This is a genomic window from Pseudomonas sp. SJZ131 (genome assembly GCF_007828705.1).
GTDB classification, from domain to species: Bacteria; Pseudomonadota; Gammaproteobacteria; order Pseudomonadales; family Pseudomonadaceae; genus Aquipseudomonas; species Aquipseudomonas prosekii.
Genome location: NZ_VIVC01000002.1, coordinates 910775 through 934821 on the forward strand (window position 1 = coordinate 910775; position 24047 = coordinate 934821).

General features: G+C 60.6%; 26 protein-coding genes. 12 read left to right on the top strand and 14 right to left on the bottom strand.

Translation table 11 applies throughout. The features are described from left to right. Positions 1–70 precede the first annotated feature (70 nt). The 3 genes from FBY12_RS11140 to FBY12_RS11150 form a co-directional block, all read right to left on the bottom strand. Positions 71–1636, bottom strand: a complete 1566-nt coding sequence (locus FBY12_RS11140; protein ID WP_145252899.1) for a hypothetical protein — start codon at positions 1634–1636, stop codon at positions 71–73. A gap of 108 nt (positions 1637–1744) precedes the next feature. Beyond that, the gene (locus FBY12_RS11145) at positions 1745–2140 is read right to left on the bottom strand and encodes a YbaN family protein (protein WP_145252900.1); all 396 of its coding nucleotides are present in this window, start codon (positions 2138–2140) and stop codon (positions 1745–1747) included. 10 nt (positions 2141–2150) lie between these two features. Beyond that, positions 2151–2738, bottom strand: a complete 588-nt coding sequence (locus tag FBY12_RS11150; RefSeq protein ID WP_030130067.1) for a YecA family protein — start codon at positions 2736–2738, stop codon at positions 2151–2153. A gap of 431 nt (positions 2739–3169) precedes the next feature. Here FBY12_RS11150 and recQ point away from each other — a divergent pair, with 431 nt between their 5' ends. From recQ to FBY12_RS11170, 4 genes are all read left to right on the top strand, one after another. Continuing rightward, on the top strand, positions 3170–5296 hold the full coding sequence (recQ, locus tag FBY12_RS11155; RefSeq protein ID WP_121734034.1) for a DNA helicase RecQ: 2127 nt from the start codon (positions 3170–3172) through the stop codon (positions 5294–5296). A gap of 133 nt (positions 5297–5429) precedes the next feature. Next, positions 5430–5864: a MarR family transcriptional regulator gene (locus tag FBY12_RS11160; RefSeq protein WP_121734033.1), complete on the top strand. Its 435-nt coding sequence runs from the start codon at positions 5430–5432 to the stop codon at positions 5862–5864. Positions 5865–5992: 128 nt separating this feature from the next. Beyond that, the gene (locus tag FBY12_RS11165) at positions 5993–7786 is read left to right on the top strand and encodes a FimV/HubP family polar landmark protein (protein WP_145252901.1); all 1794 of its coding nucleotides are present in this window, start codon (positions 5993–5995) and stop codon (positions 7784–7786) included. 83 nt (positions 7787–7869) lie between these two features. After that, the gene (locus FBY12_RS11170) at positions 7870–8157 is read left to right on the top strand and encodes a SelT/SelW/SelH family protein (protein ID WP_121734031.1); all 288 of its coding nucleotides are present in this window, start codon (positions 7870–7872) and stop codon (positions 8155–8157) included. Here the strand turns inward: FBY12_RS11170 and FBY12_RS11175 are convergent. Both FBY12_RS11175 and FBY12_RS11180 read right to left on the bottom strand, forming a co-directional pair. After that, positions 8151–9041 carry a DMT family transporter gene (locus FBY12_RS11175; protein ID WP_145252902.1) on the bottom strand — a complete coding sequence of 297 codons (891 nt, stop codon included), beginning with the start codon at positions 9039–9041 and terminating at the stop codon, positions 8151–8153. The genes FBY12_RS11170 and FBY12_RS11175 overlap by 7 nt on opposite strands. Positions 9042–9128: 87 nt before the next feature. Continuing rightward, positions 9129–9893: an AraC family transcriptional regulator gene (locus FBY12_RS11180; RefSeq protein ID WP_145252903.1), complete on the bottom strand. Its 765-nt coding sequence runs from the start codon at positions 9891–9893 to the stop codon at positions 9129–9131. A gap of 163 nt (positions 9894–10056) precedes the next feature. Here FBY12_RS11180 and FBY12_RS11185 point away from each other — a divergent pair, with 163 nt between their 5' ends. After that, a complete protein-coding gene (locus FBY12_RS11185) occupies positions 10057–10872 on the top strand; it encodes a UDP-2,3-diacylglucosamine diphosphatase (protein WP_145252904.1) in 816 nt (271 codons plus the stop codon). Positions 10873–10978: 106 nt separating this feature from the next. Here the strand turns inward: FBY12_RS11185 and FBY12_RS11190 are convergent, their stop codons facing one another. Both FBY12_RS11190 and FBY12_RS11195 read right to left on the bottom strand, forming a co-directional pair. After that, positions 10979–11569 (bottom strand): HD domain-containing protein, encoded by a 591-nt coding sequence (locus FBY12_RS11190; protein ID WP_145252905.1) that lies wholly within the window; start codon positions 11567–11569, stop codon positions 10979–10981. 117 nt (positions 11570–11686) lie between these two features. Continuing rightward, positions 11687–11998: a DUF962 domain-containing protein gene (locus FBY12_RS11195; RefSeq protein ID WP_092271560.1), complete on the bottom strand. Its 312-nt coding sequence runs from the start codon at positions 11996–11998 to the stop codon at positions 11687–11689. Between the two features lie 182 nt (positions 11999–12180). Between FBY12_RS11195 and FBY12_RS11200 the strand changes: the two genes are divergently transcribed. Further along, positions 12181–13242 (top strand): AraC family transcriptional regulator, encoded by a 1062-nt coding sequence (locus FBY12_RS11200; protein WP_218570642.1) that lies wholly within the window; start codon positions 12181–12183, stop codon positions 13240–13242. Here the strand turns inward: FBY12_RS11200 and FBY12_RS11205 are convergent. Beyond that, entirely contained in the window at positions 13199–14653 is a 1455-nt protein-coding gene (locus FBY12_RS11205) for a TrkH family potassium uptake protein (protein WP_121734025.1), read from the bottom strand. The two genes, FBY12_RS11200 and FBY12_RS11205, sit on opposite strands and share 44 nt — an antisense overlap. Before the next feature lie 122 nt (positions 14654–14775). Here FBY12_RS11205 and FBY12_RS11210 point away from each other — a divergent pair, with 122 nt between their 5' ends. Next, entirely contained in the window at positions 14776–15342 is a 567-nt protein-coding gene (locus FBY12_RS11210) for an NAD(P)H nitroreductase (RefSeq protein ID WP_145252906.1), read from the top strand. A gap of 432 nt (positions 15343–15774) precedes the next feature. On the opposite strand, the gene FBY12_RS11215 is transcribed toward FBY12_RS11210, so the two are convergent. The 6 genes from FBY12_RS11215 to FBY12_RS11240 all read right to left on the bottom strand — a co-directional run bounded on the left by FBY12_RS11215 (position 15775) and on the right by FBY12_RS11240 (position 20168). Continuing rightward, on the bottom strand, positions 15775–17115 hold the full coding sequence (locus FBY12_RS11215; RefSeq protein ID WP_145252907.1) for a HAMP domain-containing sensor histidine kinase: 1341 nt from the start codon (positions 17113–17115) through the stop codon (positions 15775–15777). Positions 17116–17264: 149 nt separating this feature from the next. Next, positions 17265–17717: a Spy/CpxP family protein refolding chaperone gene (locus tag FBY12_RS11220; RefSeq protein ID WP_145252908.1), complete on the bottom strand. Its 453-nt coding sequence runs from the start codon at positions 17715–17717 to the stop codon at positions 17265–17267. A gap of 323 nt (positions 17718–18040) precedes the next feature. After that, positions 18041–18718 (bottom strand): response regulator transcription factor, encoded by a 678-nt coding sequence (locus FBY12_RS11225; protein ID WP_092271548.1) that lies wholly within the window; start codon positions 18716–18718, stop codon positions 18041–18043. A gap of 7 nt (positions 18719–18725) precedes the next feature. After that, positions 18726–19139, bottom strand: a complete 414-nt coding sequence (locus tag FBY12_RS11230; protein WP_145252909.1) for a translation initiation factor 2 — start codon at positions 19137–19139, stop codon at positions 18726–18728. A gap of 131 nt (positions 19140–19270) precedes the next feature. Continuing rightward, the gene (locus FBY12_RS11235; RefSeq protein ID WP_145252910.1) at positions 19271–19570 is read right to left on the bottom strand and encodes a YciI family protein; all 300 of its coding nucleotides are present in this window, start codon (positions 19568–19570) and stop codon (positions 19271–19273) included. 1 nt (position 19571) lies between these two features. After that, entirely contained in the window at positions 19572–20168 is a 597-nt protein-coding gene (locus FBY12_RS11240; RefSeq protein ID WP_092271542.1) for a septation protein A, read from the bottom strand. Between the two features lie 87 nt (positions 20169–20255). Here FBY12_RS11240 and FBY12_RS11245 point away from each other — a divergent pair, with 87 nt between their 5' ends. The 5 genes from FBY12_RS11245 to FBY12_RS11265 all read left to right on the top strand — a co-directional run bounded on the left by FBY12_RS11245 (position 20256) and on the right by FBY12_RS11265 (position 23925). After that, entirely contained in the window at positions 20256–21119 is an 864-nt protein-coding gene (locus FBY12_RS11245) for a PHP domain-containing protein (RefSeq protein ID WP_145252911.1), read from the top strand. Between the two features lie 13 nt (positions 21120–21132). After that, on the top strand, positions 21133–21762 hold the full coding sequence (locus tag FBY12_RS11250; RefSeq protein WP_092281471.1) for an L-threonylcarbamoyladenylate synthase: 630 nt from the start codon (positions 21133–21135) through the stop codon (positions 21760–21762). Between the two features lie 60 nt (positions 21763–21822). Beyond that, on the top strand, positions 21823–22581 hold the full coding sequence (locus tag FBY12_RS11255) for a ScpA family protein (RefSeq protein ID WP_178111760.1): 759 nt from the start codon (positions 21823–21825) through the stop codon (positions 22579–22581). 11 nt (positions 22582–22592) lie between these two features. Continuing rightward, positions 22593–23588: an SMC-Scp complex subunit ScpB gene (gene scpB, locus FBY12_RS11260; RefSeq protein WP_145252913.1), complete on the top strand. Its 996-nt coding sequence runs from the start codon at positions 22593–22595 to the stop codon at positions 23586–23588. Between the two features lie 145 nt (positions 23589–23733). Further along, positions 23734–23925, top strand: a complete 192-nt coding sequence (locus FBY12_RS11265; protein WP_092271534.1) for a DUF1289 domain-containing protein — start codon at positions 23734–23736, stop codon at positions 23923–23925. Positions 23926–24047: the final 122 nt, after the last annotated feature.

The window sequence follows — 24047 nt, forward strand, 5'->3', positions numbered from 1 at the left end:
CACCCATTGCAGGAGTGAGCCCGCTCGCGATAAGGCCCGTGCCCACGCTGTAAAACCTACGTCGCTGAAATCAAATCCCACTGCCCAGAAAACAGGCTTCACCCGCATCTACTCGCTCAACCAACTCGCCAACCTTCAGCCGTTCTGCATCCAGCGACCGCCGACTCAGCACCTCATCGCCTTTCATCCGCAACTGCTCGTAAGCCAACACCAGCGTGCCACCCGCGAGGGTCCTCAAATGCTTGCCCGCCACAGGAATGAAAAACCCCTGGCGGTCCGCAACTTCGTCAGCGCTCGGCCGATACCAGTCCAGTTCCGGGTTATACGTGCTCAGATCGGCGCGCACGCCAAACCAGTCCAGTGCAATCGCATGCCCCGCACGCGTGGTTGTATTGAAGGGAATGTTCACCTCGATGCCGGCCAGTGCCGGGTCCAGCGTGCCTTCCTCTTCGTCTTCCGCGACCGGGCTCGCCAGATATTCGCTCTCGCCAATGATGTTGACGAAGCGGCGCAGGGACGATTGAACAATCACGCCGCCACGCTCCACCGAGTAAAAACACGTCACTTGCGTATTGACCAAGGCCCGAGCGGCGGCGCTCGGTATGCGGGCGAACACCACCGTCGGCGGCGTGCCAACGATGATCTGACGATTCTGGCTGGTCACCACTTCGCCTTCGACGCTGATGCCGGTGAGGGTAAGGATGATCACATCCTTGTGCTGAAAATCCGTTGCCGATTCGGCCCACACCAGCACGACCAGATCTTCACCGCGCAACGAACTCAAATGCAGGTCACTGCCGCAGGTTTTACTGATGATCGGCGCGGGTAATGACGACTTGCCGAGCCTGACTTTTATCCGCATCGGCGTACACCAGCCAGCGGATACATTGCCCACCAGGTCCGTCACGCAAAACGATACGTCCAGACCTTCCGGGCCGCTGTCCCTGGCCTTGAGAATGATCTCGCGGCTGACGTGGATAAGCAGCGGATGAAGTTGCGGATCGTCGATATGCGCCTGGGTCACTGTTGGCGAAAAAATCAAAAGACCACCCCAACTCAAGGTGCAGACATCGCCCTCGGCCATGTTTGGATAGGGCCGCAGCGTAGCGGTTTCGGGGTTGGCCGCGACGGTGATATCGACGCCATCACCGACGTTGCTGGCGGTCACGCCATCGATCAGCAAATGCGCGGCTACGCTCATGTACAGCGCGCGGTGCTGGTCGTGTACCGGATCCGCGTTGTCGCCACCGGGAATATCAAGTTTGACCAACAGTTGCAGGGCCGGGGCGAAGGTCTCGGCCATTTGATCACGCGTAGTGACTCGATAAGTCAGCATATGCGCGCCGGATTGCATCGCCCCTGGCGGCACCCATAATGTCGTCCGCTCAGCGACCTCGACCGTATCGCTGATGACCTGTTGATCGATCATGCGGTTATTCAGCAACAACTCGACCCGGTCGCCCAGTGCCTTGCCCGGCCACGGCGCAATCCAGACTTTCAGGCCGTTGTCAGGATAGTTGCCCAAAGCAGCAGCGAAATTGATCCCGAATTTGCCCGACGGCAGCACTACACCGTCGTCGATTTCAGGTTCGACCAAGCGCGACGATGCGAGGTTTTTCAAGGGTTTGGCTTTCACATCAGACTCTCCTGTCGTCGGAGCGCGACAGAGAGAATTACAAACTCAAATGCGAAAACTGGAAACTGTCAGATTTGACAGTAGCGACGCTGGGGCGATGTGTTGTAGTCAGGGCTTGCGCAGGGTTTTCTGGCGCAGGATGTAAATCGTCACCAGCACTGCGCTGGTCAGCATGAACCCGCGCGCCCACGGCATCGGCACCAGGTAACAGGAGAAGAGAATGCTCACCCACATCAGGCCGATTGCGTAGACCTTGCCCTTGAGCGGAATGCCGCTGCCATCCAGATAGCCGCGGATCCACGGCCCAAGCCGCGGGTGTTCGACCAGCCAATGATAGAAACGCGGCGAACTGCGGGCGAAACAGGCAGCCGCCAGCAGCAGGAAGGGTGTGGTGGGCAATACCGGCAGGAAAATCCCGATCACCCCCAACGCTACGCTCAGCCAGCCGATGGCCAGCAGCACGTAGCGCAACATCAGGGAGCGGTTGCCTATGGGGTTGTCCATAGGCAAGACCTTAGTGGTGACGTGGCTTGAGGATCGCCGGTTTTTCGTCAGGCGCCTGGCACAGCAGGTACAGCGCGGTCAGGGCTTCCGGGATCTGCACGATCATGTCGTCCATCAGGTTGGCGTCTTTGGCGATGTCTTCGAACTCAGGCTGTTCGTCGAACAGACCGGAACCGACCATGATCGGCAGGAGCATTTCGCTGACTTCGTCTTCGGCGGTTTCGAACCAGGCCGCTTCGCGCAGGAACACGCCTTCCATGAAACCGATGCACCAGCCGCGCAGATCGGAATCGTCCGGCTCTTCGCCCAGATCGAGGTCGCAAGGCAACTCGAATTCTTCGTCGGACGCCAGTTGGCGGGCGATGTGCGCTTTGAGTGCGAGCAGGGTCGATTCGATCGCTTCACGCTCGGTGTCGTCGGCGTAGTGCGGCTCTTCGGCGAAGAGTGCGTCGATCCATTCACGATCGGGAACGCTTTCGGAGCAGATCGACAGCGCCGTCAGATAGCCGTGGGCGGCCACGTAGTCCAGCGCCTCGTCATGCAGCTCGTCAGCGTCGAGGAAGACTTGCAGGCGGGTTAGTTGCTCAGCGAAGGACATTAAAAGCTACCTTGGGGAATTAAACAGATGCGCGAATTCTAGGCCTTCTTGAGCACTCAGGCCAGCCGCGCGGCATATTTGCTGCCTCGTGGCGGATTCTGTGGTCGTCGATGCCGCTGAGTCAGCCCCATCCCTGTGGGAGCGAGCTTGCTCGCGATAGCAGTCTGTCAGTCACTTGAATATTGAATGTGCTGCCGTCATCGCGAGCAAGCTCACTCCCACAGGGTGATGCGATGTTTGTCGGCATGTGTCTTCTCAGCGGCGCCCATTGCCGGGGAGGGCTCGGGTATACTCGCGCGTTTTGTGATGCCCTGCTGGCGTCGCGGCTGAGATGTGAAGCGTCATGCAATGCGCACTTACGATTTGTCAGTGCAGCGAGCGTGGTTGTGAACCAGCCTTGCAGGGATGTTTCGGTGATTTTTGGAGTTTTTATGCTCGAACAGGCTCAACGCGTCCTCAAGGACATCTTCGGCTACGACAGTTTCCGTGGCCGCCAGGGTGCAATCATTGAGCGCGTGGCCAATGGCGGCGACGCCTTGGTGCTGATGCCTACCGGTGGCGGCAAGTCCTTGTGTTTCCAGGTCCCGGCGCTGCTGCGCGAAGGCCTCGCGGTGGTGGTGTCGCCGCTGATCGCGCTGATGGACGACCAGGTCGCCACCCTCGAAGAACTCGGCGTCGCTGCCGCTGCATTGAACTCGACCCTGAGCGCCGAACAACAGCGCGACCTCGCGGCCCGGATCAAGCGCGGCGAAGTGAAAATGCTCTATCTGGCGCCCGAGCGCCTGGTCCAGCCGCGCATGCTGGCCTTCCTGCAAAGCCTGGAAATCGCCCTGTTTGCCATTGACGAAGCGCATTGCGTGTCGCAATGGGGCCACGACTTCCGTCGCGAATACCTGCAACTCGGGCAATTGGCGGAATTGTTTCCCAATGTCCCGCGCATCGCTCTGACCGCCACTGCCGACAAGCGCACCCGCGAAGAAATCGTTGATCGCCTGCATTTGCAGAATGCCGAGCGCTTCCTGTCGAGCTTCGACCGGCCGAACATTTTCTATCGCATCGTTCCCAAGGAGCAGCCGCGCAAGCAATTGCTCGCGTTCCTCACTGAACGGCGCAGCGACGCCGGCATCGTATATTGCCTGTCCCGCAAAAAAGTCGACGAAGTCGCGGTGTTCCTCAGCGAACAGGGCTTCCCGGCGCTGCCGTATCACGCCGGGCTGCCCAACGAAACGCGCTCGCTGCACCAGAAACGCTTCCTCAATGAAGAAGGCCTGATCATGGTCGCCACCGTGGCGTTCGGCATGGGCATCGACAAGCCCAACGTGCGCTTCGTCGCGCACCTTGATTTGCCGAAGTCGCTGGAGGCGTATTACCAGGAAACCGGGCGTGGCGGCCGTGATGGCTTGCCGGCGGATGCCTGGATGGCCTACGGCCTGCAAGACGTGGTGATGCTCAAGCAGATGCTGCAAAACTCCGAAGGCGACGAGCGGCACAAACGTCTGGAGCAGCACAAACTCGACGCCATGCTCTCGCTGTGCGAAGAAACCCGCTGCCGCCGCCAGACGCTGCTGGCGTACTTCGACGAAGACATGCCCGAGCCGTGCGGCCATTGCGACAACTGCGTCGATGGCGTGCAGACCTGGGATGCCACCGAGCCGGCGCGTCAGGCGCTGTCGGCGATTTACCGCACCGGCCAGCGTTACGGCGTCGGCCATTTGGTCGATGTCTTGCTCGGCAAGGACAACGAAAAAGTCCGCAGCTTTGGCCATCAGCATTTGTCGGTTTACGGGGTCGGCAAAGCCATGGGCGAGAGCGAATGGCGCTCGCTGTTCCGCCAGTTGGTCGCCCGTGGTTTGGCCGACATTGACCTCGAAGGCTACGGCGGCCTGCGCCTGAGCGACAGTTGCCGGCCGCTGCTCAAGGGCGAAGTGACCCTGGAACTGCGCCGCGATCTGAAGCCGCAGACTACCGCGAAAAGCAGCAAGAGCCAGGCCAGCCAACTGGTCCGTGGCGAAGAACGCGAACAATGGGAAGCGTTGCGAGCCCTGCGCCGCAAACTCGCCGAGGAACATGGCGTGCCGCCGTACGTCATTTTCCCCGATTCGACCCTGCTCGAAATGCTCCGCAGCCAGCCAACCTCGCTAGCGGAAATGGCCACGGTCAGCGGCGTCGGCGCGCGCAAACTCGAGCGTTACGGCGAGGCCTTCCTCGAAGTGCTCGGCGGTCAGGTTGAGGCGCCGAAAGTGGTCGCCGATGTTCGTCACGAACTGATCACCCTGGCCCGCGCCGGCATGACGCCGCTGCAGATTGCCGGTCAACTGCAATGCTCGGAAAAGAATGTCTACACCATGCTGGCCGAGGCGATCGGCAAGCAGCAGTTGTCGCTGGAACAGGCGCTGGACCTGCCGGAAGAGCTGATGGGCGAAATCCAGGACGCGTTCCTCGACGGCGAGGGCGAGTTGCCCGCCGTGACGGAAATTGCCGCGTTGTTCGCCGGTCGTGTGCCGGAAGGTGTGCTGTATTGCGTGCGGGCAGCGCTGCAATCCGAATTCGAAATGTGAGGTTCGAGATTTAAGTGACCGGGCGCATTGATGTAACGATTCACTACGGAGCAAGCCTTGCCTATAGCCAAAGGTCATGCTTAGCTGACTAATAATTAGTTTTTCTCTATTTCAGTCTAATCATGAGTTTTTTATGCCGTTAACTGATCAACATCGCTTTGGCATGCAATTGGCCCAGATGTCTCGCGGCTGGCGCGCCGAACTGGACCGCCGACTGGCAGGCCTCGGATTGTCCCAGGCGCGTTGGCTGGTGCTGCTGCACCTCGCACGCTTTGAAGACGCGCCGACTCAGCGTGAATTGGCGCAAAGCGTCGGCGTCGAAGGCCCGACCCTTGCCCGTTTGCTTGACAGCTTGGAGACCCAAGGACTAGTGCAGCGCCAATCGGTACTCGAAGACCGCCGCGCGAAGAAGATCGTGCTCTGCGCACCGGCCCGGCCGCTGATCGAACAAATCGAAACCATCGCCACACAGTTGCGCCGCGAATTGTTCGAAGGCGTCGACGAGGCGGATTTGAAGGTCTGCATGCGCGTCCACGGGCACATTCTGGCCAACCTCGAAAAGTCTTGAGGTAAAACCTTCGGCCGACTTTTTGAGATACCCCGTTGGGCAGACTATAAAGAACTACTAGGCGATATCGTGTTCGTACCGGATGTGCGAACGCGTACGGTTGGTTCTGCTTAATCTAAGGGATGCTCATGCTCGAAAGTTGGCGCGTGGTTTTGCGGTGTTGCAGCCGTCTGCTTCTGGTCGGTGCTGCAATCAGCTACTCGGCATTGGCGCCGGCCCTGGGGTTGGGTGAGATCACGCTGCATTCAGCGTTGAACCAGCCGTTCAGCGCCGATATCACTTTGATCGATGCGGGCGGTCTGGCCGAAAGCGATCTGTCGGTCAGCCTCGCGACGGCCGACGAATTCGGTCGAGCGGGCGTCGAGCGGGTGTTTTTCCTCAACAACCTCAAGTTCAAACCGATCCTGCGCGGCAACCGCACGATCATCCGCGTCACCTCCAGCAAACCGGTCAACGAACCCTTTCTGAATTTCCTCGTGCAGCTCAATCAGCCCAACGGCCGTTTGCTGCGCGAATACACGGTGCTGATCGACCCGCCGGGTGCGACGGGCATCGTGCCCGCCACGGATGAACCGGAGGCCGATGAACCGACCTCGGGTTTCCCGCGCGTGGAACCCGCCCTGGCGCCGGCTCAAGCCGCGCAAGGCAAGCGTTCAGCGCAACCCGCTGCGACTCCCCAACCTGCCGCCGCAGCGGCCAATGAAGCAGTGGCCGAACAACTGGCCGCCAGCGTCCTGCAGAACCAGCAGCTGCAAAAAACCATCGATGAACTCAACGCCAGGCTGAAAACCCAAGACGAGCAGATTGCCGACCAGCGAAAGCAGGTCAGCGACTTGCAGACTCAGCTCGCTGAAGTCGCGCCAAAACCTGCCGCCGCGCCGATCCCCGTGGCGCCAGCGCCTGTCGCGGTGGAACCGCCGGAATCGACCAATTGGCTGCTGATCGCCGCGTTGCTGGTGCTGGTTCTGCTGTTGGCACTGGCTGCGTGGTTGCGCCGTCAGCGCCAGCCAATATTCACCGAGCCTTTAGCGACGGCGGGTGATGAGGGGCAGGCCGATCACGATATTCATCCGCAGCCGACCAGTATCGCATCGGACCTTGGCCACCACGACGACGCACCCGTTGGCGATGTGATGGAAGGCGTGGGGATTTACCTGGCTTACGGGCGTTTCACCGAGGCCGCGAACCTGTTGCGCGAAGCGCTGGCCAAGGATCCGCAACGCAGCGATCTGGCATTGCACCTGCTCGAGGTGCTGGGCAAACAGGGCGATGTGGCGGCGTATGACGCGCAGGAAAGCAGCCTGCGCGACGCCGGGTATGATCCGCAGCAGCTCGCCGAACTGCGCGCGCGATTCCCGAAAGTGGCGGGCAGGGCGCCAGTGGTCGCGCCAGTTGCGCCGGTTTTGGCAGCGGTCCCAGCGGCGGTTGCGCCGTCGGCCGTCAGTGACGACTTCCAGTTGAACCTCGACGATCTGTCGATGGATTCCAATTGGGACCTGGTCAGCCCGTTCGAGAACTCGTCGCCATCGCTGGCGAAAACACCGCCAATGCAGGAACCGCCGTTCACCTCCAATCTTCATGTGCTGCCCGACGTCTTCGAAATGCCCGACGAGCCGACGCCCGTCGAGCCACTCCTTGACGAACCATTGCTCGATGAAAATGAGCTGGAATGGGACGCCGTCCCTGATACCCAGGCGCTGGACGATGATTTTCTCGATGCATTCAACGAGCCCGGCCAGTCGCTGGAGCTTGAGCCCTTGACCTCGAACGCTGCGGACAACGCCAGCAAACTCGAGCAAGCGCAGACCTGCATCGACGACGGCGATCTCGACAGCGCCATCGAACTGCTCAACGAATTGCTCAAGGACGGCGACGAACCGCTGAAGCAAACCGCGCGCAGTCTGCTCGCCGGCATCCGTTAACATCGTCAGCACAATCCCGAGGTGGCAGCGCGCAGGCACGCTGCCATTTTTTTGAGCTTTCGGGCTCAGGAGCTTCAGCGATCATGACCGAACAAAAAGCAGAAATTGTCATCACCTATTGCACGCAGTGCCAATGGCTGTTGCGCGCAGCGTGGCTGGCGCAGGAGCTGCTCAGCACCTTTGGCGATGACTTGGGCAAGGTGTCGCTGGTGCCGGGCACGGGCGGGGTATTTCATATTTTTTGTGATGACGTGCAGCTCTGGGAGCGCAAGGCCGATGGCGGTTTCCCCGAAGCCAAAGTGTTGAAGCAGCGCGTGCGCGATCAGATCGACCCGCAGCGCCACCTCGGGCACAACGAACCCACTCAGTGAGACGCGGCTTCGGCGGCCACGGTTTTTTTGCTGCCGCCGGATAAACGACTGGAAAGTACAATCGCGACGATGATCAGCGCGCCGCCGAGGAGCATGCGCAGGGTCGGGTCTTCATCGAACAGCAGCCACGCCACGCTGATGCCGTACACCGGTTCCAAGGCGAACACCACGGCGGCGGTTCGCGCCTTGATCACCGCCAGACTGGCGACGAACAAACTGTGCGCGACGCCGGTGCAGAACACCCCGAGCAGACCGATCCACAACCAGTCGAGGGGGCGCACTTCGCTCAACTGCGGCGCGGCGAACGGCAGCAGACACAGCGCGACCACCACGTTCTGGCACAGCGCCGCTTGCACCGGCGGAATGCGCCCGGAACTGGCGCGGTTGGTCAGCGACAGCAGGGCGAACAGCAAACCCGAGCCCACCGCCCAGAGCAGGCCGGCAGTCGCGCCGCTGGCGAGGTCGAAGTGCGGCGTGACCAGCACCAGGCCGATGCTGACCAGCACCACCAGCAGAATTTCATTGGCGCGGATCCGCTCGCGGAAAATCAGGCCTTCGAGGATCACCGTGAAGGCCGGGAAACTGGCAAAACCCAACGTCGCAATCGCTACCCCGGCGACTTTGACCGCGATGAAAAAATTCACCCAATGCCCGGCCAGCAGCAAACCGCTGAGCAGCAAACGCCGCCAGTCGATGGCTTGGAGTGTCTGCCAACGCGTAGTGCTGGCGAACCGGGCGAAGACGGCCAGTGCGAGCACCGCGAATGCCGCTCGCCCAAACACGATAACGCCGGGGGAGGCGGCCGCGAGTTTGCCGAACACGCCGGTCAGGCCAAACATCAATGCGCCGATATGCAGTGCGCCGAGGGCGGTACGGGGAGTCATTGCGATCCTTGATAAACGTTGGAGGCCGACAGGCTTCGCCAGCGGCTACATTTAATCGCGCAACGGCCTCGCGTGTCTGTCGGCAAACTAGCGACTTTTGTCGCTGGCCTCGCGTCGCAGTTTCCCCGGCGAGGCTCCGAATTCGCGCAGCACTGCCGCAGCAAACGCACTTTGCGAACTGTAACCAACGCGGCAGCCGATCTCGCCAATAGGCAATGCCGAATCACGCAACAAGCCCACCGCCATGTGCAGTCGACGGCTGCGAATGTAGTCCATCGGCGTCTGCCCGCATTCGGCGACGAACCGCGCATGCAGGCGCGCCGCCGACAATCCGGCAATCCGCGCCAGGTCCGCCACTTGCAGCGGATACGCGGCGTATTGATCGATGTGCGCATTCAGTGCTGCATACGGCAGGCGCCGGCCACCGATCACCTCGGCTTTGACGTTATTCAGGCTGGCGAGCAATAACACCGCCCCTTGCTGGGCAATCAGCGGATCATTCACCGGGCTGTTCGCCAGCCAACTGACCAACTGGCTCTGCCCGGCATCCAGCGGCAGGCGTCCGGCGTTGTCGAGCAAGCGGCGGCTGGCGTCGGCGTGTTCCCCCAGCGATTGCGCGAGCCATTGGTCGCTCGGCACATCCAGCACCAGGCAACGGCTGCCATTGGCGCTGCCGCAGGCGTGATGCATGCCGGACGGCACCACCACAAAACTTTGCTGGATCACCTGACTGCCACGCCCGTCGACCTCGAAATCCAGCGCACCCGACAGCCCGAATACCAATTGCGCGTGGTCGTGGCTGTGGATGATCAAGTCTTCGGTGTATTGGCGCAGCGTGAGGATCGGTCTCATCGCAGGTCTCCTGGCAAAGTGCGGCCAGTCTACACCGGCCCGGCGCTGACACAGATTCTGACAAAGATGTTGGCACAGACGCTGTCACAGGACTGACGCGCGACTGTCACAGGCGATTAACCGGCCCGGCGCACGCTGCTGAAAACATCGCAGAGGGTTGCCCATGACCAGCGCCGAGCTTGCCCGACCCAGCCGTAAACAACGTGTGCGCACTGTATGGATCTCCGATGTGCACCTCGGTACTCGGGATTGTCAGGCCGAGCACTTGTCGCACTTTCTCAAGGGTTACCACGCCGACAAGGTTTACCTGGTTGGCGACATTATCGACGGCTGGAAACTGCGCGGCGGCATGTATTGGCCGCAGGCGCACACCAATGTGATCCGCCGCTTGCTGACCATGAGCAAGCGCGGGACCGAGGTAATCTACGTCACCGGCAACCACGACGAATTCCTGCGGCGTTATTCGAAGCTGATTCTGGGCAACATTCAGTTGGTCGATGAAGCGGTGCACGTCACCGCCGACGGTCGTCATCTGTTGGTGATTCACGGCGATCAGTTTGATGTGATCACCCGTTATCACCGCTGGCTGGCATTCCTCGGCGACTCAGCCTACGAGTTCACCTTGACCCTCAACCGCTGGCTCAATCACTGGCGCGCGCGTTATGGCTACGGCTATTGGTCGTTGTCGGCGTACCTGAAGCACAAGGTGAAAACCGCCGTCAGCTTCATCAGCGACTTCGAAGAAGCCATCGCCCATGAATGCGTCAAGCGCGGATTGCACGGGGTAGTGTGCGGGCACATTCACCATGCCGAGATTCGCCAGGTGGGCGGCGTCGATTACTTGAATTGCGGCGATTGGGTCGAGTCGTGCACGGCGTTGATCGAACATTGGGACGGCTCGATCGAGCTCTATCGCCTGGCCGACGCGCAGGCGCGCGAGGCCGAATTGAAAGCGCTGAAAATCGCAGAACCGGCGTAGGCAGGTTCGGCGCCTTCGCGGGCAAGCCTCGCTCCTACGGGAGAAGGCATTCCAAGCGTAGGAGCGAGGCTTGCCCGCGAAGGGGCCATCACGATCACCCTGACATTCAGGCCGGCGCGTGTTCTTGCATCGCTTCCTTGTAGATCGAGTTCTTCGGTTGCGCAAACACGCGTTGCATCATCGGTTCGAAGAAGCTCAGCGGCAGGCTTTCATAGGCCGGATCAAACGCCGCCGCATCGTATTTGGCGCAGAACTCGATGGTCGCCTGATACTGCGGATGGTCGCTGAATTGGTCGCGCAGGTGCCGATCCATGCCCAAGTGATGAAAGAAGTAATAACCCTGGAAGATCCCGTGTTTCTCGACCATCCACAGATTTTCGGCACTGATAAACGGCTTGAGAATCGCCGCCGCAATGTCCGGGTGATTGTACGAACCCAGCGTGTCGCCGATGTCGTGCAGCAGCGCGCAAACCACGTATTCCTCATCGCGATCATCGCGAAAGGCACGGCTCGCGGTTTGCAGCGAATGGGTCAGGCGATCGACCGGGAAGCCGCCAAAGTCACCCTCCAGCAACTTCAGGTGCGCGACGATTCGTGTCGGCAGTTGTCGAGCGTAGGCGCTGAAATCTGCGGCGATGATCGCCCAGTCTTCTTGCGTGCCGTCCTGCATATGGGTGAAGCGAGCATTGGCGTTCATCGGCGATCTTCTTGTTTTCAACGAAGTTGGGCGGGGTTCGCCCAGGTTTTGCCTCAGTGTAGAAGCTCCCCACGGTCGCGCACTGGCTGCGCGGGACGCTTTGCTGGCCGGTCGAGCCTAGAACGGCACGCGGCCGAGAATCATGTCGCGGTACATGACGAAATCGCCGAGCAGGCTGTAGAACGGATGCTGAAAGGTTGCCGGACGATTCTTCTCGAAGAAGAAATGCCCGATCCAGGCAAAGGTGTAACCGGCAAGCGGCAGGGCGATCAGCAACATCCACGCGCCTCGGCCAATGGTCAGCGCCAGAATGAAAATCACCAGCGTGGTGCCGATAAAGTGCAGTCGTCGGCAAGTACTGTTGGCGTGTTCGCTGAGGTAATACGGGTAAAACTCAGCGAAGCTGTTGAAACGCTTGGTGTTTTCCACGACTGCGCTCTCTGTGTTGGTTCTGTGGCTGTCAGTTGATTACCGCTCTGACGGCAAGATGTTCTGCGGGTAGCTTATTTGAGTCTAGAGTGATCATTGGTAACAGCCAGTGACAATGGGCGCCACTTTAGTATCCTTCGGTAATTGGCCGTAGCATGCGGCTCATCATTTAAGTAAACGCCATGAGCGAACGAACGACTTCTGCAAGCTGGGCGATGGGGATTGTCAAAGCACTGGAAATGGACGGCCTGGATTGCCGGGTGTTGTTCAAGCAACTGGGGCTCGACTACGCATCGCTGGATGATCCGGATGCGCGCTTCCCGCAAGATTCGATGACGCGGCTGTGGCAGCGCGCGGTCGAGCTGTCGGGGAACCCGGCGATTGGCCTGAACATGGGCAAAGTGGTGCGACCGGCGTCTTTTCATGTCGCCGGATATGCGCTGATGTCCAGTCAGACACTCGCCGAGGGGTTTCAGCGGCTGGTGCGTTATCAACGGATCATTGCCGAAAGCGCCGACCTGAGTTTCCGTCTGCTGGATGAAGGTTACGCGCTGATCCTGACGGTCCACGGCGACCATCTGCCGCCGACCCGCCAGAGCGCCGAAGCCTCACTGGCTTGCGCGCTGGCCCTGTGCGGCTGGCTGACCGGGCGCACGTTGCAACCGCGCAAAGTGCTGGTGCAGGGCGATGAGCCGGCGGATCTCGAACCGTACAAACAAGCGTTTCATGCGCCGCTGGTGTTCAACGCGCCCTACGATGCGCTGATTTTCGAACGCGCCGACATGGAAGCGCCGCTGCCCACCGCCAACGAGGCGATGGCGCTGCTGCATGACCGTTTTGCCGGTGAATACCTGGCGCGGTTTTCCGAGAGTCGGGTGACCCACAAGGCGCGGCAAGTGCTGTGTCGTTTGCTGCCCCAAGGCGAGCCGAAGCGCGATACCGTCGCGCAAACCCTGCATTTATCGCAACGCACCTTGCAGCGCCGGTTGCAGGAAGAGGGCACGAGTTTCCAGACCTTGCTCGATGACACCCGACGCGAATTGGCCGAGCAATACCTGGCGCAACCGAGCATGACCCTGCTGGAAATCGCCTATCTGCTGGGCTTCGCCGACCCGAGCAACTTCTTTCGCGCCTTCCGCCGCTGGTTTGACGCCACGCCCGGCGAATACCGCGCGCGGTTGCTCGATGCGCCGAAGCAGGTCAGTGACGCCAGAACGCCGGAATACACAGAACAAACACGGTAATGATTTCCAGTCGGCCGAGCAGCATGCCGAACGACAGAATCCACTTCGCCGCATCCGGCAGCGTGGCGAAGTTGCCGGCCGGACCAATCGTTTCGCCAAGCCCCGGACCGACGCCGGACACGGTACTGGCGGCGCCGGTCAGCGCAGTCATCCAGTCGACGCCGAGCAGCGACAGCAACAAGGCGATCACGCAAATGGTGATGGCGAAAAAGAACGAGAACGTCAGGATCGAGCGGACGATTTCTTCGTCGAGCCGGTGACCGTTGTACTTCTGCTTGATCACCGCGCGCGGGTGAATCAACTGGTTAAGGTTGGCCTTGAGCAAAATGTAGGCGACCTGGAAACGGAAAATCTTGATCCCGCCTGCCGTCGAGCCGGAACAACCGCCGATGAACCCCAGATAAAAGAACAGCATCAGTGAGAAATTGCCCCAGAGGCTGTAGTCCCCCAGTGCAAAACCGGTCGTCGTCACTACCGAAGTCACGTTCAGCGCCACGTGGCGCAAGGCCTCGAGCCAATGCAGATTGGTGGTCCACCAATACCAGGTGCCGAGCACCAGCCAGGTCATCAACAACAAACCGAGCAAACCCTGCACTTGCTGATCCTTGATCAGCGCTTTGCGATTGCCGCGCAACGTCGCGACGTACAGGGTGAACGGCAGGCTGCCGAGGATCATGATGACCACCGCGACCCAATGCACCGCAGGCTGTTTCCACTTCGCCAGCGACAGGTCGGAGGTGGAGAAACCACCGGTGGAAATTGCCGACATCGCGTGGTTGATCGCATCAAACAGGCTCATTCCGGCCCACCAGAACGCCAGGCTGCCGAGAATGGTGATGCCGACATACGCCGCAACGATCAGCCGCGCAACCATGTGCGAGCGCGGCATGACCTTTTCCGAGCGGTCCGAAGATTCGGTCTGGAACAGGCGCATGCCACCGATGCGCAGCAGCGGCAGAATCGCCACCGCCATGCCGATAAAGCCGATGCCGCCGATCCAGTGCAGCAACGAACGCCACATCAGAATGCCGGGCGACATGTTGTCGAGATGATTGAGCACGGTGGAACCGGTCGCGGTGATGCCCGACATGCTTTCGAAAAATGAGTCGGTGTAGCTGATGTGTTGGGTCAGCAGGAACGGCAACGCGGCGAAAATGCACACCACCAGCCAGCTGCTGACGGTCAGCAGGTACATGTCGCGTGGGCGCAGATGCACGTGTTCCGGGCGGCCGGGGATCACCAGCGCGAGGCCGGCGACGAAGGTGATCATGCTCGCCCAGAGGAACGACGGCAGATCGCCGGTGCGGTCGAAAATCACCAGCGTGGCCATGGGCACGACCATGGCGATGGCCAGCGTGATCAGGAAGATGCCGATGATGAAACCAATAGTGCGTAAGGTCGGCAACGCCATGAAGTCCGCTCGGGTAGTAATAGGGAAGGGCGCCATTCTACCTGCGGGGTCCGGCATGTAAACCGGCACTCCCGAGGGTGATGCAGCTAGAATAGCCAAACATTTTTTACAGGAGGTGGCCGATGCAGGCTCTCGACGCTTTGCTCAACCGTGTTTCCGTTCCTCGACTGGTCGAACCGGCCCCTAGCGCTGAACAACGTGAAGCATTGTTCGCCGCCGCCATGCGCGCACCGGATCACGGCCATTTGCAGCCATGGCGCTTTTTGACCGTCGAGGCCGCGGCCCGCGAGCAAATGGGCGAGCTGCTCGCCGAAGCGGCGAAATTGCAGGACGGCGAAGTCTCCGAAGCGGCAGTGGACAAGGCGCGCAACGGTCCGCTGCGGGCGCCGTTGGTTGTTGTAGTGATCGCGCGGTTGCAGGATCACGTCAAATACCCGAAATCCGAGCAGTTGCTGGCCGCCGGTTGCGCGGCGCATGGGATTCTGCTCGCGGCGTACGCGCAAGGCATTGGCGCGGTGTGGCGAACCGGCGAGTTGGCGTATTCGGCGCACGTTGCCAAGGGATTGGGCTTGGCGGAAGGTGAGGAAGTGATCGCGTTCCTGTACCTCGGTACCCCGCAGAAAGAACCGCGCGTGGCCGAGAAAGTTGACCTGACTGAATTTGTCAGCGCCTGGCCTGGTAAAGCCTGATACGGGTTGTTTGTGGGTGAGGGGTGAGTCATTGAGAGTCACCCCTCACCCCAACCCTCTCCCCAAAGGGGCGAGGGGGCTGACCGAGTTGAATGGGCCATGTGCTGCGACCTGCGGCTCCGCGTTGAACCAGGATTTGAAAGGCTCGAAGATGGGCTCCCTTTCCCCCTCTCCCCACTGGGGCGAGGGGGCTGACCGGGTTGAATGGGCTATGTGCTGCGACCTGCGGCTCCGCGTTGAACCAGGATTTGGAAGGCTTGAAGATGGGCTCCCTTTCCCCCTCTCCCCACTGGGGCGAGGGGGCTGACCGAGTTGAATGGGCTATGTGCTGCGACCTGCGGCTCCGCGTTGAACCAGGATTTGAAAGGCTTGAAGATGGGCTCCCTTTCCCCCTCTCCCCGCTGGGGAGAGGGCTGGGGTGAGGGGTGGTTTTCAGGGCTGGACCACAGCCCCCGGCACCAACGGCAATTCAAGGCTGGCGATAAACCCGCCGTCCGGGTGATTGGCCAATATCAGGCTGCCGCCGTGGCGTTCTGCGGCGCGGCGCGCAATCGCCAAACCCAATCCATGCCCGGCCGCAGTTTGCCCCGGCGCACGGTAAAACGGTTCGCCCAGCTGGCTCAGATGCTCGGCGTCGACGCCCGGCCCATGATCGCGCACGCTCACCACTACGCGCTCGCCCTGCCGCGAGGCATGCATCTCAATCGGCTGGCCCACCGGGTTGAAGCGCTGGGCGTTGCGCAGCAGATTGTCCACCGCGCGCTCGATCATCGTCGGCCAGCCCTTTAGGCTCAGTTGCGGCTCGACGTCGAGGCGCACGGTCTGTTCCGGGAAGCCCAGTTGCGCGTCCTTTTGCAAGGTCTGCAGCAACGCATTCAGATCCACTTCCTCGGCACTGGCGTTGTCGGCATCGACCCGCGCCAACACCAGAATCTCGCTGATCAATGCTTCCAGCCGATCACATTCGCGGGTCAGGCGCGGCCAGAGTTTTTCGCGTTCTTCAGGATTGGCGCGCTCGGCCAGCGCCAGCGCAATGCGCAGTCGGGCCAGCGGTGAGCGCAACTCGTGGGAGACGTCGCGCAGCAGTTGCCGTTGACTGCCGATCAAACTCTGCAGGCGCGCGCCCATGCGGTTGAAATCGTTGGCCAGTACGCCGAATTCATCGCGGCGGTTGGCCAGTTTCACCAAGCTGTTCTGCTGATAAGTGGTTTGCCCCAGATCATGCACCGCGCCGCGCAAACGGCTGAGCGGGCGGGTAATCGACAGCGTCACCAGCAGGCTGAACAACGTCAGCACCACCAGCGCAATCCCCAGCGCACTCAATGGCCAGAGCAGGCTTTCGCGGTGCCAGGCATCGAGTTCCGGGTGGGCGATGCGGTAGATCAGCAGGTAGGTGTTGCCGGTTTTTTCGCTGGTGTATTCAGCAGTCAGACGGCGCCACGGCAGGCGTCGGTCATCGTCATTCTGCCGCGCCTCAAAAGCCGCCGCGCGTCGTGGGAAAGTGCCGCGCACCACCGGGTCGCCGCTTTCGTTGAGCACCTGGACGTCGATGTGATATTGGCGTTTGCGCTGTTCGAGAATGTCTTGTGCGGCTTCTTCGCCCTGGGCTTCGAAGGTTTGCGTCCACTGCTCGGCGAGGTTATTGAGGCCCGGATGGCGGCTGAGAATCCATGCATCCTGATTGAGCATGTGCCCTAGCAGAATGGACAGCCCTGCCACCAGAGCGATGGCCAGCCAGAAGCTGGCCAGGATACGCCAGAACAATGAACGCACAGAAAATCCTCAAGCAAACGCAAATCCCCTGTGGCGGCGGGTTTGTTGTGCCGAGGGGGCGAGCCTCCTCGCCACACAAGCCTCGTCGCTGCCGGGTCTGAATGGCAAAAGACCCAACGGCGTTGGCCGTTGGGTCCGGGTTCAGCGCATTATTGCGCTTTTTGCGGCTGTTGCGCTTTCCAGGCTTTGAACTCAGCCCACTCGGCACGGCGCTCGGCGCGTTTTTTCTGGATCTCGTCGAATTTCTTCTGTTGATCCGGTTTCAGCACGGCGCGGACATCGGTTTGCGCTTTGTCACGTTTGGCGGCGATTTCGTCCTTCATGGCTTTCTGGTCAGCCGGGGAGAGTTTCTCCAGGTATTTGTCGACCAGTTGTTTGCGATCATGCATCTGCTCGCCCATGATTTTGCGGATCTGTTCGCGCTGTTCCTTGCTCAGGTCCAGCTGGCTGTACGGACCTTTGCCGTGCATGTCGCCGTGCATCTGCCCGCCGTGGCGCGGGCCGTCCAGCGGACCACCCATCGGGCCGGCGCCTTCAGGCATGGCCATGGCAACGGTTGGCAGAGCGGCAGCGAACATCAGAGCGATAAGAGTCTTGCGCATGGTGAATCTCCTTGTCTCGTTCCCGGTACGTTCCGGATGAGTGCAGATTACGCAGATCAAGGTCAGCGGCGGTCAGCGGAGCGTAAAGCTTGGGTAAAGACACCATCTCGTCAACCTGACAAAACCAACCCCAACACAACGACGACCGTCCTTTTTTGTAGCAGCTGCCGAGCCCCAGCGAGGCTGCGTCCGACGACAAAGTCGTCGCCAAACCAGACAACTCGGTTCATCAGCAGGATTGGATTGGCAGGGATTGGGCGACGACTGCGTCGTCGGACGCAGCCTCGCTGGGCTCGGCAGCTGCTACAGGGTTAGCGACGGATTCAGAGGCTGTAGTAATAACCGCGGCTGCGCAGCGCGACGATACGTGGGCGGCCGTCGGGGTGCGGGCCGATTTTCTTGCGCAGATTGCTGACGTGCATGTCGAGGCTGCGGTCGTACAGGGTCAGCTTGCGGCCGAGGGCGATCTGCGCCAGTTCCTGCTTGTCCAGCGGTTCGCCGGGCTGCTTGATCAGCGCTTCAAGCAAGCGACTTTCGGAAACTGTCAGGGTGAATTCCTGCTCATCGATGCTGACCACGCCGCGCACCGGGCTGAAGCACAGGTCACCGAGTTCGAGCTGGCTCGACACCGCCGCCGGGTGGCTGCGGCGCAACACCGCGCGCAAACGGGCGGTCAGTTCCCGTGGATCGCACGGCTTGGCCAGGTAATCGTCAGCACCGAGTTCGAGGCCGAGGATGCGATCCAGCGGCTCGCCACGCGCCGACAGCATCAGCACCGGCAAGTCCGGGTGATCGCTGCGCAGCTGCTTGAGCAGTTCCAGGCCGCTGCCATCGGGCAGCATGACGTCTAGCACCACGGCGGCCGGGGAGGTTTCGGCCAACGCGCGGCGGGCACTCTTGCCGTCGTGGCAGGCGTGCACGACAAAGCCTTCCTGGCTCAGCCAACTGCTCAGGAGCTCGCACAGCTCCTGGTCATCATCAATTAATAACAGCTCGCTCATGACTCACTCAATTTAGCCATTGCCGACGTTTTCGACTTGCTCCGCTGGCAAAGATACCGCACAGCAGGGCCAATAGCGCTACTCCACCGCCGGTGACGAACCATTGCTGCTGGTCGGTCAACAGCCGCGACACCGGGCTGGCGGCCAACGCTTCCTTGAGTTGCAGCTTCAGGCGCTGGTTCTCCTGGCGCAACCGGCTCAGTTGAGCGCTTTCACGTTCGGCAGCGGAGTTTTGCAATTGTTTGCTTAATACTTCTCGCTGCTGCTCGCTGACTTTCAAGCGCTGCTGCAACTCGGTGATCTGACTGCCGGCGCTCAACGACAACGGCGTCGAATCGACGCTATCGAGATGTTCCTCACCGTGAACGGGGAAGCCGATCGACAACGTGACCAACATCAGACACAACGGACCCTTGCGCATCGCGACTCCTGATTCCAATCGAGTGATTGGGCAAGTTGTCGGCCGGCAAACGAGAATAATGAGCGATTGAGAGCGCGATGAACCGAGAAGGTTCATCGCGTGAGCAGGGATTTGCCGGGGATGGATGCGATTTACGGCAAGACTTGCTTGAACGGCTTCACGACAACATTGGCGTAGACGCCGGCCGCGACAAACGGATCAGCCTCGGCCCAGGCTTGCGCCGCGCTCAGGGATTCGAACTCGGCAACGATCAGGCTGCCGGTGAAACCCGCCGCGCCCGGATCATTGCTGTCGACCGCCGGGTTAGGGCCGGCGAGGACAATGCGACCTTCACTCTTGAGCTGGTGCAGGCGCTCGAGGTGCGCCGGCCGATTGGCCAGGCGAGCTTCCAGGGAGTTGGCGACGTCTGTAGCAACGATGGCGTAAAGCATGTCAGTCCTCGGTTTTTGGCGTTGTGGTGTCGGTGTCATGCAGATGGCGCGACAGGTAAATACCCTGCGCGACCAGGAACAGCAGCGTCATGCCCAGGCTGCCGAAGACTTTGAAGTCGACCCAGTAGCTCTGGAAGGTGAACGCGACAAACAGGTTGGCGGCGCCGCAGAACAGGAAAAACGCGATCCAGGCGATGTTCAGGCGCGTCCAGATTTGATCCGGCAATGTCAGCGCGTGGCCCATGATGCGTTTGATCAGCAACTGGTCGCCAATGAAATGACTACCGATGAACGCCAGCGCAAACAGCCAGTTGACCACCGGCGCTTTCCATTTCAGGAAGGTTTCGCTGTGGAACGCCAAAGTCAGGCTACCGAAGACCAGGCACGCGATGAGGGTCAGCCATTGGCTCTTTTCCAGCTTGCGCTGCTTGATGAAGAGCGCGCCGTAGACCACCAGCGAGCTGATGATCAGCATCGCGGTGGCGCTGTAGATACCGCCTACAGTGACCTCATGACCGGCAATGTCGACGACCCGTGGGTCGATTTTGAAGACAATGAAAAACAGCAGAAGCGGGATGAAGTCGATGAATTGTTTCACAGTGGCAGCCAGAAGCAGGATGTGTCGGCATAATAACAAACATATTGAGGCGCGATAGCGCCAGCTGATTTGAGGTTACAAAGCCCTGTGAATGTTGATTTGCACTGCCATAGCACGGCCTCCGATGGCGCCCTGGCGCCTGCGGTACTGGTTGCGCGTGCGTTCGAGAAAGGCGTGCGAGTGCTGGCCTTGACCGATCACGACACCCTTGAAGGCCTCGACGAGGCCCGCAGCGCCGCAACGGCGTTGGGGATGCAGTTGGTCAACGGCGTCGAATTGTCCTGCACCTGGGGCGGCGCAACCATTCATGTGCTGGGCTACGGTTTTGACGTCAACGCTGTACCGTTGGTCGAGGCGATTGCCAAATTGCACGATGGCCGTTGGCTACGGTCAGAGGAAATAAGTCGCAAACTGGAACTCAAGGGCATGCCGGGCGCACTCGAAGGGGCGCGGGCGCTGCAGCAGGAACTGGGCGACAGCGGCAACGCGCCGGCCCGTCCGCATTTCGCCGACTGGATGGTGCGCGAAGGTTACGTCAAGGATCGCGCCGAAGCGTTCCGCAAATGGCTCGGAGCCGGCAAACTCGGTGACGTCAAGCAACACTGGCCGACCCTTGAAGACACCGTCGCGACGTTGCGCGCGGCGGGCGCCTGGGTCAGCCTCGCACATCCTTGGCACTACGATTTCACTCGCAGCAAGCGCCGTCGCCTGATTGCCGACTATATTCAAGCAGGCGGCCACGCAATTGAAGTGGTCAATGGCCATCAGCCAGCCGAACAGGTCGGCAGCCTGGCCATTCTTGCCCGCGAGTTCGGTCTGCTGGTCAGCGCCGGCAGTGATTTTCATGGCCCAGGAGGCTGGTCGGAGATCGGTGAGTACCGCCCGGTTCCGGAGGATCTGCCACCGTTATGGTGTCGATTCAAACATGACCCAATTATTGCCGCCGTCTGAACAGGTAGAGAATGTGAGTCAATTTTTCCAGATTCATCCGGAAAACCCGCAAGCGCGCCTGATCAAACAGGCTGTCGAAATCATCCGCAACGGCGGGGTGGTGGTTTATCCCACTGACTCGTCCTATGCCATTGGCTGCCAGATCGGCGACAAGAATGCCGTGGAGCGCGTGCGCCGTTTGCGCCAGCTCGACGACAAGCACAACTTCGCGCTGATCTGCAGCGATCTGTCGCAACTGGGGATTTTCGCCAAGATCGACACCGGCACTTTCCGGATTCTCAAGGCGCATCTGCCCGGGCCTTACACCTTCATCCTCAACGCCACGCGTGAAGTGCCGCGGCTGTTGCTGCACCCGAAAAAACGCACCATCGGCCTGCGTGTGCCCAGCCATCCGATTGCCTTGGCGCTGCTCGCCGAACTGGGCGAGCCGTTGATGAGCGTGACCCTGATCATGCCCGGCGACACTGACCCGATGAGCGATCCCTACGAAATTCGCCAGTTGCTCGAGCATCAGGTGGACCTGATCATCGACGGCGGTTTCGGCGGGATCAAGGCGTCCACCGTGATCAATCTTGCCGACGGCGAGCCGGAAGTCATCCGCGTCGGTTGCGGCGACCCGGCGCCGTTCATGGCCGAGGCCTAGATGTCGGCAGTGGAACCCGTCGACAGTCAGGCCGGCGCCCAGCAAGAGCTGCCATTTGCCATGGTCTACGGCCAGGCAGTCATGGAAATGCCGCTGGATTTGTACATTCCGCCGGACGCGCTTGAAGTATTTCTCGAAGCCTTCGAAGGCCCGCTCGACCTGCTGCTGTACCTGATCCGCAAACAGAACATCAATATTCTCGACATCCCGGTGGCGGAAATCACTCGCCAATACATGGGTTATGTCGAGTTGATGCAGTCGGTGCGCCTGGAGTTGGCCGCCGAATACCTGGTGATGGCCGCGATGCTGGCCGAGATCAAGTCGCGGATGTTGCTGCCGCGTGCCGAAACCATCGAGGCCGAAGAAGACGATCCGCGCGCTGAGCTGATTCGCCGCTTGCAAGAGTACGAGCGCTTCAAAGCAGCGGCGGAGGGCATCGACGGCCTCAGCCGGGTGGGCCGCGACGTCGTGGTGCCCAAGCTCGATGCCCCCGAAGCGCGGGCGCGCAAGCTGTTGCCGGACGTCAGCCTCGAAGAGTTGCTGATGTCGATGGCCGAGGTCCTGCGTCGTGGTGACATGTTCGAAAGCCACCAGGTCAGCCGCGAGGCACTGTCCACCCGTGAACGCATGAGCGATGTGCTCGAGCGTCTCAAGGGCGGCGGTTTTGTGCCGTTTGTCGAGCTGTTCACGGTGGAGGAGGGCAAGCTCGGCGTGGTCGTGACTTTTATGGCGATTCTCGAACTGGTCAAGGAATCCTTGGTCGAGCTGGTGCAGAATGAGCCGTTCGCGCCGATCCATGTGCGGGCCCGAGCCGAATAACGAGTTGAATCATGAACCTGACTGAACCCCGCGAGCTGGCGCCACTGCTTGAAGCCTTTCTGTTGGCCTCGGGAAAACCGCAATCGCTTGAACGCCTGTTCGAACTGTTTGAAGAAGGCGAGCGCCCGGAGCCGCCGGTGTTCAAGAAAGCGCTGACGATTCTCGCCAAGTCCTGCGACGGCCGCGCCTTCGAATTGAAGGAAGTGGCTTCCGGGTATCGCTTGCAGATTCGCGAGAAGTTTTCGCCGTGGGTCGGGCGTTTGTGGGAAGAGCGCCCACAGCGTTATTCGCGGGCGATGCTCGAAACCATGGCGCTGATCGCCTATCGCCAGCCGATCACGCGTGGCGAGATCGAAGACGTGCGTGGCGTCGCGGTAAACAGTGACATCGTCAAAAAGCTGCTGGAACGTGAGTGGATTCGCATCGTCGGCTACCGCGACGTGCCGGGGAAACCAGCGATGTTTGCGACCACCAAGGGCTTTCTCGATCACTTCAACCTGAAGAACCTCGACGATTTGCCGCCGCTCGCCGAACTGCGCGAAATGGAACCCGACCCGGTGCTCGACTTCGACGACGCGCCGGTGCCCGCCGGTTTGCAGGAACTGGCCGATGCCAGCGCCGAACCGGAAGAGCCCAAGGAAGAAACCAGTTTCCACACGTTATTGCTGGAACTGGATGACATGGAGCAGGGGATCAAGACAGATTTTGATGATTTGTTGCGCGATGGCGCGGTGACAGATGTTCCGGATCAGCCGCAGATTCCAGCGCAGATTGAAGTTGAACTCCAAGTCGAGCCCGAAGCCCCAATTGAAGACGCGCCGGCAGACGTCCCGGAACCAGCCCCGGAGGAAGACGTGCTAGGTGTGGCCGAAGCCCGCGAGAAACTCCTCGCCGCCGTCGCCGCCCTGCAGCAACCGGCGCCGGAGAGCGAAGAAAGCGAAGAAGAAGCCGAGGCCCGCGCGCTGGCCGAAGCCATCGAAGCGGAACGCCGCGAATTCGACGACTGACATACGATCGGCGAATGATGAAATTCCACTGTGGGAGCAAAGCTTGCTCGCGAAGACGGCGGCACATCCAGCATTTGCGCCACAGGTAGACCGCCATCGCGAGCAAGCTTTGCTCCTACAGAGTACGCGTCCTCAGGAGGCATTAATGAGCTCAACCAAAGACCCGTGCATCAGCGTCTGCAAGTTCACCGACGATATCTGCGTCGGTTGCGGGCGCAGCAAGCGTGAGATCAAGTCGTGGAAGAAACTCGACAAGGCCGATAAACGCACGGTGCTGGCCGAAGCGGCGCTGCGGTTGATCAAGCTGGGCGCGACCGGTCGGCGGAAACACAAGTAACTCGCGCGCCTTCAGCTAGTCTCTGATGCGCGAACGCTGACATGAGCGTATGATTCGCGACCCTCCGACGATCCCTTCGTCCGAGAACAAGTTTTCAACGCTTCAGGCCCTCACCTCAGAGC

Excerpts from the sequence above, each read along its gene's own strand:
- FBY12_RS11145 (WP_145252900.1), bottom strand. The coding sequence starts at position 2,140 with ATGGACAACCCCATAGGCAACCGCTCCCTGATGTTGCGCTACGTGCTG.
- FBY12_RS11150 (WP_030130067.1), bottom strand. The coding sequence starts at position 2,738 with ATGTCCTTCGCTGAGCAACTAACCCGCCTGCAAGTCTTCCTCGACGCT.
- recQ (WP_121734034.1), top strand. The coding sequence starts at position 3,170 with ATGCTCGAACAGGCTCAACGCGTCCTCAAGGACATCTTCGGCTACGAC.
- FBY12_RS11160 (WP_121734033.1), top strand. The coding sequence starts at position 5,430 with ATGCCGTTAACTGATCAACATCGCTTTGGCATGCAATTGGCCCAGATG.
- FBY12_RS11165 (WP_145252901.1), top strand. The coding sequence starts at position 5,993 with ATGCTCGAAAGTTGGCGCGTGGTTTTGCGGTGTTGCAGCCGTCTGCTT.
- FBY12_RS11170 (WP_121734031.1), top strand. The coding sequence starts at position 7,870 with ATGACCGAACAAAAAGCAGAAATTGTCATCACCTATTGCACGCAGTGC.
- FBY12_RS11175 (WP_145252902.1), bottom strand. The coding sequence starts at position 9,041 with ATGACTCCCCGTACCGCCCTCGGCGCACTGCATATCGGCGCATTGATG.
- FBY12_RS11180 (WP_145252903.1), bottom strand. The coding sequence starts at position 9,893 with ATGAGACCGATCCTCACGCTGCGCCAATACACCGAAGACTTGATCATC.
- FBY12_RS11185 (WP_145252904.1), top strand. The coding sequence starts at position 10,057 with ATGACCAGCGCCGAGCTTGCCCGACCCAGCCGTAAACAACGTGTGCGC.
- FBY12_RS11190 (WP_145252905.1), bottom strand. The coding sequence starts at position 11,569 with ATGAACGCCAATGCTCGCTTCACCCATATGCAGGACGGCACGCAAGAA.
- FBY12_RS11200 (WP_218570642.1), top strand. The coding sequence starts at position 12,181 with ATGAGCGAACGAACGACTTCTGCAAGCTGGGCGATGGGGATTGTCAAA.
- FBY12_RS11205 (WP_121734025.1), bottom strand. The coding sequence starts at position 14,653 with ATGGCGTTGCCGACCTTACGCACTATTGGTTTCATCATCGGCATCTTC.
- FBY12_RS11210 (WP_145252906.1), top strand. The coding sequence starts at position 14,776 with ATGCAGGCTCTCGACGCTTTGCTCAACCGTGTTTCCGTTCCTCGACTG.
- FBY12_RS11220 (WP_145252908.1), bottom strand. The coding sequence starts at position 17,717 with ATGCGCAAGACTCTTATCGCTCTGATGTTCGCTGCCGCTCTGCCAACC.
- FBY12_RS11225 (WP_092271548.1), bottom strand. The coding sequence starts at position 18,718 with ATGAGCGAGCTGTTATTAATTGATGATGACCAGGAGCTGTGCGAGCTC.
- FBY12_RS11230 (WP_145252909.1), bottom strand. The coding sequence starts at position 19,139 with ATGCGCAAGGGTCCGTTGTGTCTGATGTTGGTCACGTTGTCGATCGGC.
- FBY12_RS11235 (WP_145252910.1), bottom strand. The coding sequence starts at position 19,570 with ATGCTTTACGCCATCGTTGCTACAGACGTCGCCAACTCCCTGGAAGCT.
- FBY12_RS11255 (WP_178111760.1), top strand. The coding sequence starts at position 21,823 with ATGGTCTACGGCCAGGCAGTCATGGAAATGCCGCTGGATTTGTACATT.
- scpB (WP_145252913.1), top strand. The coding sequence starts at position 22,593 with ATGAACCTGACTGAACCCCGCGAGCTGGCGCCACTGCTTGAAGCCTTT.
- FBY12_RS11265 (WP_092271534.1), top strand. The coding sequence starts at position 23,734 with ATGAGCTCAACCAAAGACCCGTGCATCAGCGTCTGCAAGTTCACCGAC.